This is a genomic window from Winogradskyella sp. ABM4_392 (assembly GCF_056160445.1).
On sequence record NZ_JBSWXE010000003.1, the window covers coordinates 431,541 to 445,481 of the forward strand.

Consider the following 13,941-nt stretch of genomic DNA (forward strand, 5'->3'; position numbering starts at 1 on the left):
TTTTCTTTATTTCTTAACAAAAGATTCAATTGTAGTATCAATATCTTTCTCTGCAGTCATTTCTTCATCAAATAAATGCTTATAAAGAACTTTGTTATCTACCTTTTCTTCTAATACTAAATCTTTATCTCTTGAGTAAACCTCATTCCATTTAGCTCTTATGCTTGCCCATTTATCAAAATTAGCCTTCCACCAATCTTGTGCTGCCTGGCAACGACTATCCTCTACTTTTACGTAAGTATTATACCCTTTTTCGTGCGCCAAAATTACATCATCTTGTCCCTTTTCTCTAATGACTTTAGCATTATCTTGGTCGTGTAACCAGCCATAATCTGTAATTTCGTGTCTATTACCTCTTAAGGTAACATTATAATCGCTACGCTTGGTATATTCTCTTCTTGGTAAAGGTGCTGTTGTTGTATTTTCCCAATAGCTTTTACCATCGACGTGTACCCAAGTAGCAGAACCTTCGTAACGTGGACTATCGTCTACCTGATATACTTTTTGAGTCCACTGACCTTCTACATCTTTGTCTGTTTTTTCTTCGAATAACCATTCGTTATCTCCGTTGTACATGTAGAAATCTTTGTTTTCGAATAACCAATCTTGTCTCCAGTGCTTAACAATATGTGGTTGGTCTGGTCTTCCTACTTGTAATAAATGCTGAATAGAAATCTTATCATCCTCATCTACGACTAATTGTGCCCACTCTAATCCTTTATCTACCTTGGCTTTTGAAGGTTTGTACAATGAATCTTCACTGAATGAAAATGTTTCTGCAAAATTAAAAGTGACTTCGTAACAACCACACATTTCCTTGATGGCGGCTTGATCTTTTTGTTTTTTGTCTTGAGCATCAACAGTTAAGGTAGTGACTAAAAATGCTAATGAAAAAGCTAAAATTTGTTTCATGATTATGGGTTAAAAATTATTTTTAGTTTTTTTATTCTTATTTAGATTGATTTAAAATAAGATTTTATATTTGCAGCAAAATTAATCAAGAATGAGTCTAAATAAAAATAATATCTGTATTTATTTTTTAATTTTTTTCGCTTCAGTTGCTTTTAGTCAAGAAATCAAGTCTGTAGAAAAAGATTCTTCCGAAACAGAAAAACTTGATGAAGTAATTGTTACTGCAACAAGGACCCTTAGACAGCTTTCTTCACTTCCATTACCTGCTCAGATAATTTCAAAAAAGGATATAAAACGAAGTAACTCAGTTAGACTAAATGATATCTTAAATGAACAAACAGGTTTAATAACTATTCCAGATTTTGGCGGTGGTGAAGGCATACAATTACAAGGTTTAGACTCTCAATACACGCTTATATTAGTTGACGGTGTACCACTTGTGGGTCGTTCTGCAGGTACTTTAGACATAAGCAGATTAACTGTTGGAAACATAATGCAGATAGAAGTTGTAAAAGGTGCTTCTTCTAGTCTTTATGGTAATGATGCCTTAGGTGGTGTTATTAATATTATTACAGAGCAACCTAAATATGGATTAAAAGGTAATATTAACTACAGAGCTGGTGCCTTTAACACCAATGACATTGGTACAACAATTGGTTATAAGAAAGAGAAACTAGGTGCAAGTCTGTTTATTAATAGTTACAGCAGTGACGGTTATGACTTAAATGAAGATGACGATTTAAATACGGTTGAGCCTTTTAACAACTACACCTTAAATTCTAAATTAACTTACGATTTTACAGACAACACTGACTTATTTGTTTCAGGACGTTTTTATACACAAAATCAAGATTACGTAGCGTCTTCAACTTTAAAAGGGGAAAGCTCTATTAACGAATGGAACTTACATACAAAACTAAGCCACAAATACAGTGAAAAATGGAGTAGTTATTTTGAATTTTACACAACACGATACAAGGCAGATGAATATTTAAATAATGAAGATGGAAGCAGATATAGTGACGGTTTCTATAATCAATTATTGGTAAGACCAGAGATAAGAGCTACATACTCACCAAAAGATGAAAGCACATTTATTGGAGGTATTGGTTTTAATCACGAAACTTTAGATAGAACTGATTTTACAGCAAATCCAATCTTTAATTCCCCTTACGCTTACTTGCAATATGATGGCAACTTTACAGAACGTCTAAATGTAATTGTTGGTGCAAGATTTGACAGTCATAACAAATACAAATCGCAATTCAGCCCTAAGGCTGCAGCTCGTTATAAAATCAATGACAAAATTGCCGTAAAAGGGTCTGTAGGCTATGGTTATAAAGCGCCAGATTTTAGACAACTTTATTTTGACTTCACTAATGCGACCGTAGGATATACTGTTTTGGGTTATAATGCTGTTTCTGATGTAATTTCAGAATTGCAAGAGCAAGGTGAAATTTCAAATATCGTTGTTCCACTTTCTGAATTTGAAGAAGATCTAAGTCCGGAGAATTCTATAAGTATCAATTTAGGAATGGATTTTAAATTGTCTTCTCAGTTCAATTTAAACATTAATGCCTTTAGAAATACTATTGACGAATTAATTGATACCAGAGTCATTGCTAATAAAACCAACGGACAAAATGTGTTTAGTTACTACAACATTAACGAAGTCTATACGCAAGGTCTTGAATTTAATACTACCTGGAAACCGAACCATAAACTAAAAATATCTGGTGGTTATCAACTACTGTTTGCAAAAGATAAAGAAGCAGAAAGAGCCTTTGAAAACGGTGAAGTATATGCAAGAGAAACTCCTAGTTCTCCGTCGTTTCAGCTTAAAAAAGAAGATTACTTCGGACTTTATAACCGCTCTAGACATATGGCTAACTTAAAAGTTTTTTATGCTTTCCCGAAGCTAAACCTAGATGCTAATGTTAGAGGAACCTACCGAAGTAAATATGGTTTGTTTGACACCAACGGAAATAATTACCTAGATAGTTATGATGACTTTGTAGATGGGTATACAGTAATAGATTTTGCCATAAACAAAAAATTCTTTAATGACTATACCCTTGGGTTTGGAGTAGATAACCTTTTCAATTTTACAGATACACAAAACATCAGCAATATTGCTGGTCGCATTATATACGGAAAACTGAATATTCAATTTTAACACTTAATAATAAATAACAAAAACATGAAAACACTTAAATCAATTCAACTATTAGCACTATTAGCATTATGTATTGGATTTACATCTTGTAGTAGTGATGATGATAATGGCTCTAACAACCTATTAGACATAGAAACAGAAACTGTTACCAATTTATATGCTCCACAAGAAGGTGGACAAGGACAACCAGTATCTGGTGACTTTACAAAGTTTGATTTTGAAACAGGATTAGTAACAACAAGCGAAACTGAATGGGATATTGCTTTTAGAGGAACAACAATTATTGTTAATGGTGGTGTATCTGCAGGTACAACTGACGAACCTGAAAGAACAGGAATAGCTGCAGTTTATGAAGTTTCTGGCACTATGGCTTCAGTAACAGATGTTGATACAACTTTATTCACTCAAGATTCTGCTGAAGGCTACGCTATTACAACTGGTAGCGGAAACGGTTGGTACACTTATGCTGGTCCTCCAACACACTTAATTACACCAATCGCAGGAAAGATTTTTGTATTTAAAACAAACGAAGGAAAGTATGCAAAAGTAGAATTTTTAAGCTATTACGAAGATGCCCCTGAAAACCCAGATGCTTTTGCTGATGCTACACCTTATTACACATTTAACTATGTATTTCAACCTAACGAAGGCGTAACAACGTTCTAGTAAATCTATAACCCTAATTAATAACTTGAAAAGTCCTTTTACTGAAATTGTGAAAGGGCTTTTTTTAATGGTATTTTGAAAATATCTTAGTCGCTTCGTTGTAAGCGCTCTCAAAGCTCATGGCATTTAAGTCATGGGCTTTTTTTTGTGTAAAATAAGACATCATTTTTTCGGTTGGCATATTACCTGTAAGATCATCTTTTGCCATTGGGCAACCACCAAAACCTTGTATGGCTCCATCAAAACGACGACAGCCAGCCTTATAAGCGGCATCAATCTTTTCGAACCAGGTTGTTGGTGTGGTGTGTAAGTGTGCACCAAACTCTATTTTAGGATATTTGGGAATAAGGTTAGAAAATAAATAATTGATATTCTCAGGGTTAGAGCTTCCTATTGTATCACTTAAAGATAATATTTTTACTCCCATTTTTGCCAAACGTTCTGTCCACTCTCCTACTATATCAACATTCCAAGGATCTCCATAAGGATTACCAAAACCCATAGAAATGTACACAACCACTTCTTTGTCACTCTTATCTGCGATTTCTAAAATTTCAGAAAGTGTAACCACAGATTGTGCTATAGTTTTGTGCGTATTACGCATCTGAAAGTTTTCAGATATTGAAAACGGAAAGCCCAAATAATCAATTTCTGAATGAACTGAAGCATCATTAGCACCACGTGTATTTGCGATTATAGCTAGTAATTTGCTTTTGGTTTTAGATAAATCTAACCGCGCTAAAACTTCAGCAGTATCTACCATTTGCGGAATAGCTTTTGGTGACACAAAGCTTCCAAAATCAATGGTATCAAAACCAACTCTTAGTAGAGCTTGAATGTATTGTACTTTCTTTTCAGTAGGAATAAAATCTTTGATGCCTTGCATGGCATCTCTAGGACATTCTATAAGTTTAACCGCTGTATTCATTGCCTCAAATATACAGTTTCCGAAAACGATTTCATAGTGTCATTTTTCAGACAAAATAAACACAGCTATACCAATAAAGACAACTATTTGCAACCATTTAAACACAATCCCTGAGTTTCTATGCTTCAATGTGTAAGATTTAATTTCTCCTGCAAGTAATGCAATAGCCGAAAAAATAATAAAAGACACTAACATAAAAATACCACCCAAAATGTAAAATTGAGCAATTGTACTCATTGTTTTACTGAACAAAAATCCAGGAAAAAAAGCGAGAAAGAAAATGGTGACTTTAGGGTTTAAAACATTCATAAAAAACCCTTGAACAAATAAAGCTTTTAGACTTTTCTTAGGAGCAGTTTCAGAATCAAAATCTAATTGAGCATCTGCTTTAAAAACTTTATAAGCTAAGTACAACAAATACAAAGCTCCTAGTACTTTTATTCCAAAAAACAAATCATCATTGGCCTTAATAATTGCCGAAACACCAAATGCCAATAGCGTAGTATGAACTATACAACCTGTTATTAAGCCACAAACCGTTGCTATTCCATAAGCTTTACCATTTGTAATGCTTTGTACTAAAACATAAATGTTGTCTGGTCCTGGCGAAATTGCCAAAGCAGAAGTAGCAAATGCAAATGATATGAGGGTTTCTGCAACCAATACCTATTAAACTTTTTGAAGTAATGCCTTATTTATGGAAGTAATGAGTTTTGGTCCTTCGTAAATAAAACCAGTATACAACTGTACCAAATCTGCACCAGCTTCAATTTTTTCTAAAGCATCTTTTGCAGAATGAATACCTCCCACTCCAATAATTGGAAAAGCTTTATTACTTTTTTCAGACAAGTAATTAATCACTTCTGTAGAACGGGATTTTAAAGGCTTACCACTCATACCTCCAACTTCCTTTTTATTTTCGCTTTGTAAGCCTTCTCTTGAAATGGTTGTATTTGTAGCAATTACACCATCTATTTTTGTGATTTTTACGATATCTATAATATCATCTAATTGCTCGTTTGTTAAATCTGGAGCTATTTTTAAAAGAATTGGTTTACTCTTAGGCTTCTGAAAGTTAAGTACCTGTAAAGCTTTAAGTAATTCTGTTAATGGCTCTTTATCTTGTAATGCTCTTAAATTTGGTGTATTTGGTGAGCTTACATTAACTACAAAATAATCGACGTAATCGAAAAGGGCATTAAAACAGATTTCGTAATCTTTTACCGCATCTTCATTAGGTGTTACTTTATTCTTACCAATATTACCACCAATTAATACTCCTCTTGCCCTGAGCGAAGTCGAAGGGTTTTTTAGTCGCTCAACTGCCTCTTCCACTCCTCCATTATTAAAACCCATTCTGTTAATAATAGCTGAGTCTTCTTTCAATCTAAACAAACGTTTTTTAGGGTTTCCGTCTTGAGGTTTTGGTGTTAATGTACCTATTTCAATAAACCCAAAGCCAAAATTAGAAAGTTCATTATAGAGCTTGGCATCTTTATCAAACCCAGCAGCAAGACCAACAGGATTCATAAAGGTTAAACCAAAAAGCTCACGCTCAAGCTTTTTATCTTCAACCAGGTACATCTTCTTAAAAAGGCTTTTACATCCTGGTAATTTTGAAAGTGTTCTTATTAAAGAAAAGGTGAAATGATGTACTTTTTCTGGATCGAACCAAAATAAAATTGGTCTTATAATAGCTTTATACATGGAAATAAATTTGCATTACAAAAATAATAATCTTGGCAAACTTATGTGTGCTCTAGCTTCAATTAATAATTAAAACATAAACTGTCATTTATCATTATTTTTAATCATTCAAATTATTAACTTTGAGCAATAACTAATAATCACATCATGAAAAAAATTATAATTCCTGTAGATTTCTCTCAACATTCAGAATACGCATTAGAAACTGGTGCAGCATTAGCTAAACAACATAATGCTGAGCTTATTGTTATGCATATGCTAGAACTTTCTGAATCTATATTTTCAACCTCTGGTTCAGAAAAAAGTGAAGAAACTGCATTTATGCTTATGGTAACTAATAAGGAATTCGAAAAATTCTTGGACAAACCTTACTTAGAAGATATTACAGTTACACCAGTAATAAAACATCATAAAGTATTAAAAGAAGTTTCTGAAGTTGCCAGTTATGAGCAAGCAGACCTTATAATTATGGGATCTAGAGGACATAGCGTACACGATGGTGTTTTCACTGGTTCTAACACAGAAAAAGTAGTGCGTTACAGCGACACACCTGTTCTCGTTGTTAAGTCTAAACCTAGTTCAGTTAATTTTAACAATGTAGTACTTGGATGCGATTTTAATGAGGAAAGTATTTCTGCTGTAAAAAATGCTTTAGAAACGCTTAATGAATTAGCAGAAAAAGTGACTTTACTTCATGTAAATCTTCCAAACTTAAGTTTTTTGAGTACCGATGAAATTAATGAAAAGGTAGCTGACTTTTTAAAACTATCTCAGTTAGACACGAAAGACTTTGATGTTGCTTTTGCTTCTGACCATATGGTAGAAGATGGTGTATTAAATTATGCTAAAAGAGAAGGTGCAGATGCTGTATCTATAATAACTCATGGTAGAACAGGCTTAAGCCATTTCTTTGGTGGTAGCATTTCTGAAGACTTAGTAAATCACTCTAATTTACCTGTAATTACATTTAAGCTTTAATAAAGAAATAAGTAAAAAATATGCAGCACATCATAGATCGTTTTATAAGCTATGTGACTATAGACACAGAATCAGATCCTAATTCTGAAACTACACCAAGTACTAAAAAACAATGGGATTTAGCCAATAAATTAGTCGAAGAGCTAAAAGCTATTGGTATGAGTGATGTATCAATAGACGATAACGCTTACATTATGGCAACTTTACCTAGTAATGTAGATCATGATGTGCCAACTATTGGTTTTATATCACATTTTGATACATCTCCTGACTTTACGGGAGCTAATGTAAATCCGCAAATTGTTGAAGATTACGATGGTAAGGATATTGTTTTAAATGCTGAAAAAAACATCATTTTATCACCAGATTATTTTGAAGACCTATTACTTTATAAAGGTCAAACTCTAATAACTACTGATGGTACGACCCTTTTGGGTGCTGATGATAAAGCTGGTATTACAGAAATTGTAACAGCAATGGAATACCTTATTAATCATCCTGAAATTAAACATGGTGAGATTAAAGTAGGTTTTACGCCAGATGAAGAAATAGGAAGAGGTGCACATAAGTTTGATGTTGAAAAATTTGGTGCTGATTGGGCTTATACTATGGATGGCAGTCAAATTGGTGAACTAGAATACGAAAATTTTAATGCAGCAGGAGCCAAAATTAAAGTAAAAGGAAAAATTGTTCATCCTGGCTACGCTAAAGGTAAAATGGTAAATTCCATGTACTATGCCACCGAATTTATTAATGCTTTACCAAGACTTGAAACACCTGAGCACACCGAAGGTTACGAAGGATTTTTCCATTTACATAAAATAGATGGTAAAGTTGAAGAAACACTACTTCAGTACATTATCAGAGATCATGATAAAGATAAATTCGAAGCTCGCAAAGCTTTAATGGAAAAGGTAGTATTTGATTTAAATACAAAGTTTGAAGCCGAAATCTTTGAGATAGAAATAAAAGATCAATACTATAATATGAAAGAAAAGGTAGAACCCGTAAAGCATATTGTAGATATTGCTGAAGAAGCTATGAAATCCTTAGATATTAAACCTTTAATAAAACCTATTAGAGGCGGTACTGATGGTTCACAATTATCGTACATGGGTTTACCATGTCCTAACATTTTTGCTGGTGGCCACAACTTTCATGGACGTTATGAATATGTTCCAGTAGAGAGCATGCAAAAAGCAGTAGAAGTTATATGTAAGATTGCCGAACTAACTGCTATAAAAAATTAATTTGCAGGTTTTGTGAGTAAATTATTTAGCAAACCCATTGCTAAATACATTAAAGGTGAAATTAGGATTTCTTGAACTGACCTTGCAAAGATGCTAAGTCTTGGTATTGTGCTTCCTTCAAGAAATAACCAATCAAATAATCCTATACCAGTTATAATACACAGTCCACTGATGTGTACCATGTGCCAAAGCTTTGACATCCAAGTTGCCTTGAGTTTTCCGAGGTGAAAAGTACCTGCAAAGTAAACTGCAATTGTAAATAACAGACTAATAAAATGTCGCATTTTTCTTGGCAGCATAGCTGTATCTCTATGCTCAGCAATAAAAATATAGTAACACGAGTAAAGTATAAAAATAATAACAAGACCCATTATAAAACGAATCTTATCCGACTTGTATAGTTTCATTATTTAAATGGATTTTTCTAGTATAAATTACCCATAATATAAAGGTAACTGAATAAACAGTGATATTAAATATGTACTTATGTGCAATGTCAAAATAATACTCGTAATACTCTTGTAAGTAAATTAAGCCAATACACCTAGCTATATTAACTACATCTAGTATAATAACTCCAATAATTATATATCTAACTTTTCGCCAAAACGAAGAAGGCATACATACAATAAAGCCAATATACAATGCTATTAATTCTAAGCCATTACAAAGATCAGCTATATATAAAACTCTTTTGTCATTATGTAATATAAGGGAAGCTATTTCAGTAGTCGTTTCTCCTTCATAAATAGAAGATTTTGCTTCTCTAACGGCTCTAAAGCCAGACATTGAAGTCCAATTATTTAAGATCTCAACACATGCATTACCGATGTGAGTAGTTAATTGATGGTCTACTACCTTGGATTTCAACAAAAAACCAATGTATATTATTTTCCACACAACAAAAAACAATAAGGCCTTAGCTAAAAAAAGCCTGATTGGTTTTGGAATATCACTTAAAAATGAATTTAATTTTTCCACACTAATTTAAATTATCTAATATCTTTTTTAACTCTAACACATCCAAATTAATTAAATCACTAACTGTAAGTTTTAAGAAGTTATACTCACGAAACACCATACAAATAGTATTTAAATCTGTAAGATACTCATCAGGAGCTAATCAACATAATCATGAGCCCTTGATTTTAGATTATTAATACCAAACAAATCACTAATGTATAATCAATTTCTTAACAATTTTTTTATCCTCATAGGTAAGAGTTACAAGATAAATTCCAGTGATAAATTTAGAATCCATTTCAATGCTTACTCTAGATTCAGTAACATGTTTTGTACTATTATAAAGTCTAGAACCCTGAATATCATAAATTTCAACTTCAACATTATCTACTCCTACAGGTAGTTGTATATAGAATTTTCCAATATTTGTTGGATTAGGAAATAATACTATTTCACCTAAATAATTCTCATCAATAGACAAAGCAGAAGTACCAAACAGAATACTAAAACGTTCTCTGGCTTGACTTTCTGAAATATTCTCATCTATGCTGTAAGAGTATTCCAAAACATCATCCTGTGGAATTTCAGTATAAGTACTTGTATAATCATCATATAAATATGGTGTTGCACCAAGCATATCTATACCCTCTAATACCAATACATAGTTACTATTAAGGTAGCTATTAATATCTAATTGAATTTCTTCTTGATCTTGAGGAATATTCCTTTTTTCTAAGCTTAGGTAAATACCATTGTTAATTATGGCTATATTTTCATCAATAAGGTCGTTATTTAAATTATCATCATCGTCTATTGCATTATTACCTTCAGTATCAAACGCTATAACTACACCATCTGAAGGATCCTCATTATTTGCAAAAATTGAACTTTCATATAATAGAACACTCAATTGATGGGGAAATGTATCTGCGGTATCTGTGCCTCCGTCAGGTGGTCCTTGGGCATTTGTAATTGTTGTAAAAAAAACAACACATATTACAAACAAAATGTCTAACGGTTTCTTCAATGTATTATTAAACTGCATCATTCTAAATCTTTAATTCAGTTAAAAAAGTAGATTTTTGACTCGAATATTATCCTAAAAGTTATCGATTGGCTTTCAATTTTAAGCCGTTACAAATTTTTACTTTCATTCTCTTAAAAAAATTAAGATTTATGAGAATAAATAGCAGAATGAATCTTGATAAAATTCAAAAAATATTTTATGCGCTTTTGTAATTTCAACATTAAAATTGATTTGTAATAATTTACTCTTCAATATTCGATAATATTATAATTATAAACGATTACAGGTCTATCTCAAGGATTAGCATTATTTAATCTGTAATATTTGAGAAAAAAATCGTCTTCAATTTTCATTGAAGACGATTCTCTATCATACTTGAAGTTTATAGTTGAAAACTACTTTAAATTATCTCGTAATTTTTTAACTCCAAATGCTGCCGCTCCGATGACTAAAGCTACCAGCCCGCCATCTAAAGGAACATCCTGTGTATCTGTTGCTCCTCCTGGAGGTCCTTGTGCGTTTATATCCGTAGACATAAACAATGCACATACTATAGCCATTGTACCTATGGCTCTAGAAATTCGCTTTTTAGAATTCTTCATAATATTTAAATTTATTAATTAATAATTAACTTCTTAGTTGTTGTTCTACCCTTAGAACTCAACTCTACAAAATAGGTTCCCATACTGAACTCTGAACCAGTTTCTACTGTAATTCTGCTACCAGCATTAAATCCTGTTTCGTTATATAACCTCGTACCTAAAACATCGTAGATAGTAATCTCTAAGTCATCCATTCCTAAAGGAACATTTAAATAGAACTTACCAATATTAGTTGGATTAGGATAAAGCTTAACGCTATCTAAGTCAAAACTACCAGTTGATAATGTTGACTGGAAGAATACAACTGTAAAACGATCATTAGCAATTGATGATGTTATACCAGCATCTACAGAATAGCTATAGTTAACAGAACCTGTCTGAGGAATCTCAGTGTAAGTACCTGTATAGTTATCAAATAAGTAAGGTGTTACACCTTCTATTGATATACCTTCAGCAACAATTGTATAATTTGTACTTCTATAAGTATTAATTTCCAATTGTATTTCTTCTGTTTCTTGCGGCATTGCTCTGTTTTCAATACTTAGCAGTTCACCGTTATTACTAGTTGCAAAATTCTCGTCTAAGTTTGTAATACTTAATGCATCATTAGCATCTATACCATTATTTCCATTAGCGCCAAACAATATTAACACACCATCAGTAGCTGTGTCGTTATTAGCAAAGGCACTACTTTCATATAAAGATAAACGTAATTGACTTAGACTTGTGCTTCCTCCATTATCTGTGAATGTTGAAGTTTCAAAACCAGAATTGTTCTTACTAGTTTGATCAAATATTACAGACGACTGTCCTGCACCAGCTGTGTAAACCCAACCAGCTTGTCCAGCTTGTAAATATTGATTCGCATCAGAACCAGCTGTTGAAGCAATTCCAGAAGAGGCCATAATAGCTGTGTAAGCACCTCTAGTACCTAACGTTGGATCCCAAACCCAGTAGAAATTAGGATTGATATTTGTTGAACCTGTTGTTAAAACAGTATTCATATCAATCTGCGACTGGAATGGATTACCAACAGCTATGAATCGTTGTTCTGGTACATTTACAGCTATCATTTGAGAGCCTACATTTTCTGCAGTTAACTCACCTGTAGCATGTAATGTAGTTTCTGATGGTGTTGCATCGTTATCTCCTAAATCAGTGTTTCTATCACCTCTGATTAAAATATGATACATAGTTCCTGGTATTAGGTTAGTTGCATTTGTATTAGCTAACTCTACATACTCATAAGCTATGTTATCAAAGATATACGCTGAAGGGTTTCCTGTAAACGTTACATCAAATCCATCTGTATTACCTGCAGGACCTGTAATATGCGTATCCTGCTGCCAGTTATCAGATATTGGTGTACTCGTTGTAACTGGTGTACCCAATTGACGGTAAGCTCTTTTCGCAGGAATATAGCGTTCTACGGTGAAATCACCCATAAACATACCCATTCCTGATCCAATGTAAGCAGAACCTGTTGCATCAGACTCAAAAGTTACTGAGCCATCATTAACAACAATACCATCATTAGTAACTTCTACGTTAGGATTAACATTTAAAGAAGCTCCACTTTCTACAGTTACAGTAGAACATTCAGAAATATATAAATCCTGTCCAACCGTTAACATTGGGTAATTAGGTGCTCCCATAGGAATAGTTACATCTGCAAACACCATTAAACCTGGCGCTTCATTATTATCCCAGTTACCTGTATTCTCCCAATTGGTATCCATAGTACCTGTCCAAGTTAATTCTGGTAACGGACCAGCACATGGATCTGCTGTTTCACATGTTATACTTAGGTCAAAATTACCAGTAGTTGTACCAAAGCTTGATACATAAATATAATAAGTTGTTCCTAATGTTGATTCAAATTCAAGCTCTGAGGTAAATCCTGAACAACCTGAACCATCATCATTGTTTATTAAACTACTTAAATCATCACAGGCACCTGTATATACTGTAATCTCAGTATCAAAATCTGCTGAATCACAAGTTGATGCAGTGACAGTATCGCCTGTTCCTGTAAAAATATACCATACACCTACAGAACTAGCATTAGGTCCTGTACCTGCTGGAACACCTGTATTTGTAGCATTGTCAGTTGTACCACTTAAAGTATCACCACAAGCTATAGTTTCTGCATCTGCACATAGATCGTTGTCTGGTGCTGGTTCTGGTGTTTCACAAGAAACACTCATAGTGTATGCACCTCTATTTGAACCAAAGCCACTTACATACACATAATATGTTGTACCTACCGTAGTCGATACTGTAACCAATGAGGTTGTACCGTCACCACCATCATCATCTCCATCTAAACAGGTCAGGTCTCCACATACTCCTGTGTATACGAATATCTTAGTATCAAATGACGATCCTGTAAGATCAAACGTTACGTCACTTCCGTCACCCATATACGCATACCAAACTCCTCCGTTGGTTGCACTTGGTGCTGAAGTTCCGCAATATGTTTGCTCTGCATCTGATGTTGCTGCTGTGGTATCTCCCATTACCGTATCACCACAGGCAACCATCTCTGCATCCGCACATAGATCATTGTCTGGTGCTGGTAATGGACATGTAAATGTAAAGTCTCCTAAACTTGAGTCACAAGCATCATCCGTAGCGTCTACTGTTAACGTAACTGTATCACCACTGTTGTATGGTCCTGCAACTACAGTTCCTACCATTACTGGATATGTATTTGTACCATCGCTGATCAC

At 33.5% G+C, this 13,941-nt stretch carries 13 protein-coding genes; 4 read left to right on the forward strand and 9 right to left on the reverse strand.

The window, feature by feature from the left end; all coding sequences use genetic code 11:
- Positions 1-6 precede the first annotated feature (6 nt).
- Positions 7-912, reverse strand: coding sequence for a DUF6607 family protein (locus ACXAFS_RS10665; protein WP_475306876.1), 906 nt, complete (start codon positions 910-912; stop codon positions 7-9).
- A 91-nt stretch (positions 913-1,003) separates the two neighbouring features.
- On the opposite strand from ACXAFS_RS10665, the gene ACXAFS_RS10670 reads away from it, so the two are divergent.
- Together ACXAFS_RS10670 and ACXAFS_RS10675 are read left to right on the forward strand one after the other, a co-directional pair.
- Positions 1,004-3,088 (forward strand): TonB-dependent receptor plug domain-containing protein, encoded by a 2,085-nt coding sequence (locus tag ACXAFS_RS10670; RefSeq protein ID WP_475306877.1) that lies wholly within the window; start codon positions 1,004-1,006, stop codon positions 3,086-3,088.
- Between the two features lie 24 nt (positions 3,089-3,112).
- A complete protein-coding gene (locus tag ACXAFS_RS10675; protein WP_475306878.1) occupies positions 3,113-3,754 on the forward strand; it encodes an HmuY family protein in 642 nt (213 codons plus the stop codon).
- 64 nt (positions 3,755-3,818) lie between these two features.
- Here the strand turns inward: ACXAFS_RS10675 and ACXAFS_RS10680 are convergent, their stop codons facing one another.
- From ACXAFS_RS10680 to ACXAFS_RS10690, 3 genes are read right to left on the reverse strand one after another with little or no spacing between them, the layout of a single operon-like run.
- A complete protein-coding gene (locus ACXAFS_RS10680; protein ID WP_475306880.1) occupies positions 3,819-4,682 on the reverse strand; it encodes a hydroxymethylglutaryl-CoA lyase in 864 nt (287 codons plus the stop codon).
- Positions 4,683-4,721: 39 nt separating this feature from the next.
- A complete protein-coding gene (locus ACXAFS_RS10685) occupies positions 4,722-5,345 on the reverse strand; it encodes a LysE family translocator (RefSeq protein WP_475306881.1) in 624 nt (207 codons plus the stop codon).
- Positions 5,346-5,351: 6 nt separating this feature from the next.
- Positions 5,352-6,389: a quinone-dependent dihydroorotate dehydrogenase gene (locus ACXAFS_RS10690; RefSeq protein ID WP_475306882.1), complete on the reverse strand. Its 1,038-nt coding sequence runs from the start codon at positions 6,387-6,389 to the stop codon at positions 5,352-5,354.
- 147 nt (positions 6,390-6,536) lie between these two features.
- Here ACXAFS_RS10690 and ACXAFS_RS10695 point away from each other — a divergent pair, with 147 nt between their 5' ends.
- A complete protein-coding gene (locus ACXAFS_RS10695; protein ID WP_475306883.1) occupies positions 6,537-7,367 on the forward strand; it encodes a universal stress protein in 831 nt (276 codons plus the stop codon).
- A gap of 20 nt (positions 7,368-7,387) precedes the next feature.
- Entirely contained in the window at positions 7,388-8,617 is a 1,230-nt protein-coding gene (gene pepT / locus ACXAFS_RS10700; RefSeq protein WP_475306885.1) for a peptidase T, read from the forward strand.
- Here pepT and ACXAFS_RS10705 read toward each other — a convergent pair.
- From ACXAFS_RS10705 to ACXAFS_RS10725, 5 genes are all read right to left on the reverse strand, one after another.
- Entirely contained in the window at positions 8,614-9,024 is a 411-nt protein-coding gene (locus tag ACXAFS_RS10705) for a hypothetical protein (protein ID WP_475306886.1), read from the reverse strand. The genes pepT and ACXAFS_RS10705 overlap by 4 nt on opposite strands.
- Positions 9,002-9,598 (reverse strand): archaeosortase/exosortase family protein, encoded by a 597-nt coding sequence (locus ACXAFS_RS10710; RefSeq protein ID WP_475306887.1) that lies wholly within the window; start codon positions 9,596-9,598, stop codon positions 9,002-9,004. Before ACXAFS_RS10710 ends, ACXAFS_RS10705 begins: the two co-directional genes overlap by 23 nt.
- A gap of 193 nt (positions 9,599-9,791) precedes the next feature.
- Entirely contained in the window at positions 9,792-10,628 is an 837-nt protein-coding gene (locus tag ACXAFS_RS10715) for a T9SS type A sorting domain-containing protein (RefSeq protein WP_475306888.1), read from the reverse strand.
- A 374-nt stretch (positions 10,629-11,002) separates the two neighbouring features.
- Entirely contained in the window at positions 11,003-11,209 is a 207-nt protein-coding gene (locus tag ACXAFS_RS10720; RefSeq protein ID WP_243471398.1) for a PID-CTERM protein-sorting domain-containing protein, read from the reverse strand.
- 14 nt (positions 11,210-11,223) lie between these two features.
- The coding region (locus ACXAFS_RS10725) for a T9SS type A sorting domain-containing protein (RefSeq protein ID WP_475306890.1) at positions 11,224-13,941 on the reverse strand (2,718 nt) is incomplete at its 5' end.

What these genes read in the sequence shown, in the direction of transcription:
- ACXAFS_RS10665 (WP_475306876.1), bottom strand. Translation starts at nt 912, where the DNA reads ATGAAACAAATTTTAGCTTTTTCATTAGCATTTTTAGTCACTACCTTA.
- ACXAFS_RS10720 (WP_243471398.1), bottom strand. Translation starts at nt 11,209, where the DNA reads ATGAAGAATTCTAAAAAGCGAATTTCTAGAGCCATAGGTACAATGGCT.
- ACXAFS_RS10680 (WP_475306880.1), bottom strand. Translation starts at nt 4,682, where the DNA reads ATGAATACAGCGGTTAAACTTATAGAATGTCCTAGAGATGCCATGCAA.
- ACXAFS_RS10690 (WP_475306882.1), bottom strand. Translation starts at nt 6,389, where the DNA reads ATGTATAAAGCTATTATAAGACCAATTTTATTTTGGTTCGATCCAGAA.
- pepT (WP_475306885.1), top strand. Translation starts at nt 7,388, where the DNA reads ATGCAGCACATCATAGATCGTTTTATAAGCTATGTGACTATAGACACA.
- ACXAFS_RS10695 (WP_475306883.1), top strand. Translation starts at nt 6,537, where the DNA reads ATGAAAAAAATTATAATTCCTGTAGATTTCTCTCAACATTCAGAATAC.
- ACXAFS_RS10705 (WP_475306886.1), bottom strand. Translation starts at nt 9,024, where the DNA reads ATGAAACTATACAAGTCGGATAAGATTCGTTTTATAATGGGTCTTGTT.
- ACXAFS_RS10675 (WP_475306878.1), top strand. Translation starts at nt 3,113, where the DNA reads ATGAAAACACTTAAATCAATTCAACTATTAGCACTATTAGCATTATGT.
- ACXAFS_RS10670 (WP_475306877.1), top strand. Translation starts at nt 1,004, where the DNA reads ATGAGTCTAAATAAAAATAATATCTGTATTTATTTTTTAATTTTTTTC.
- ACXAFS_RS10715 (WP_475306888.1), bottom strand. Translation starts at nt 10,628, where the DNA reads ATGATGCAGTTTAATAATACATTGAAGAAACCGTTAGACATTTTGTTT.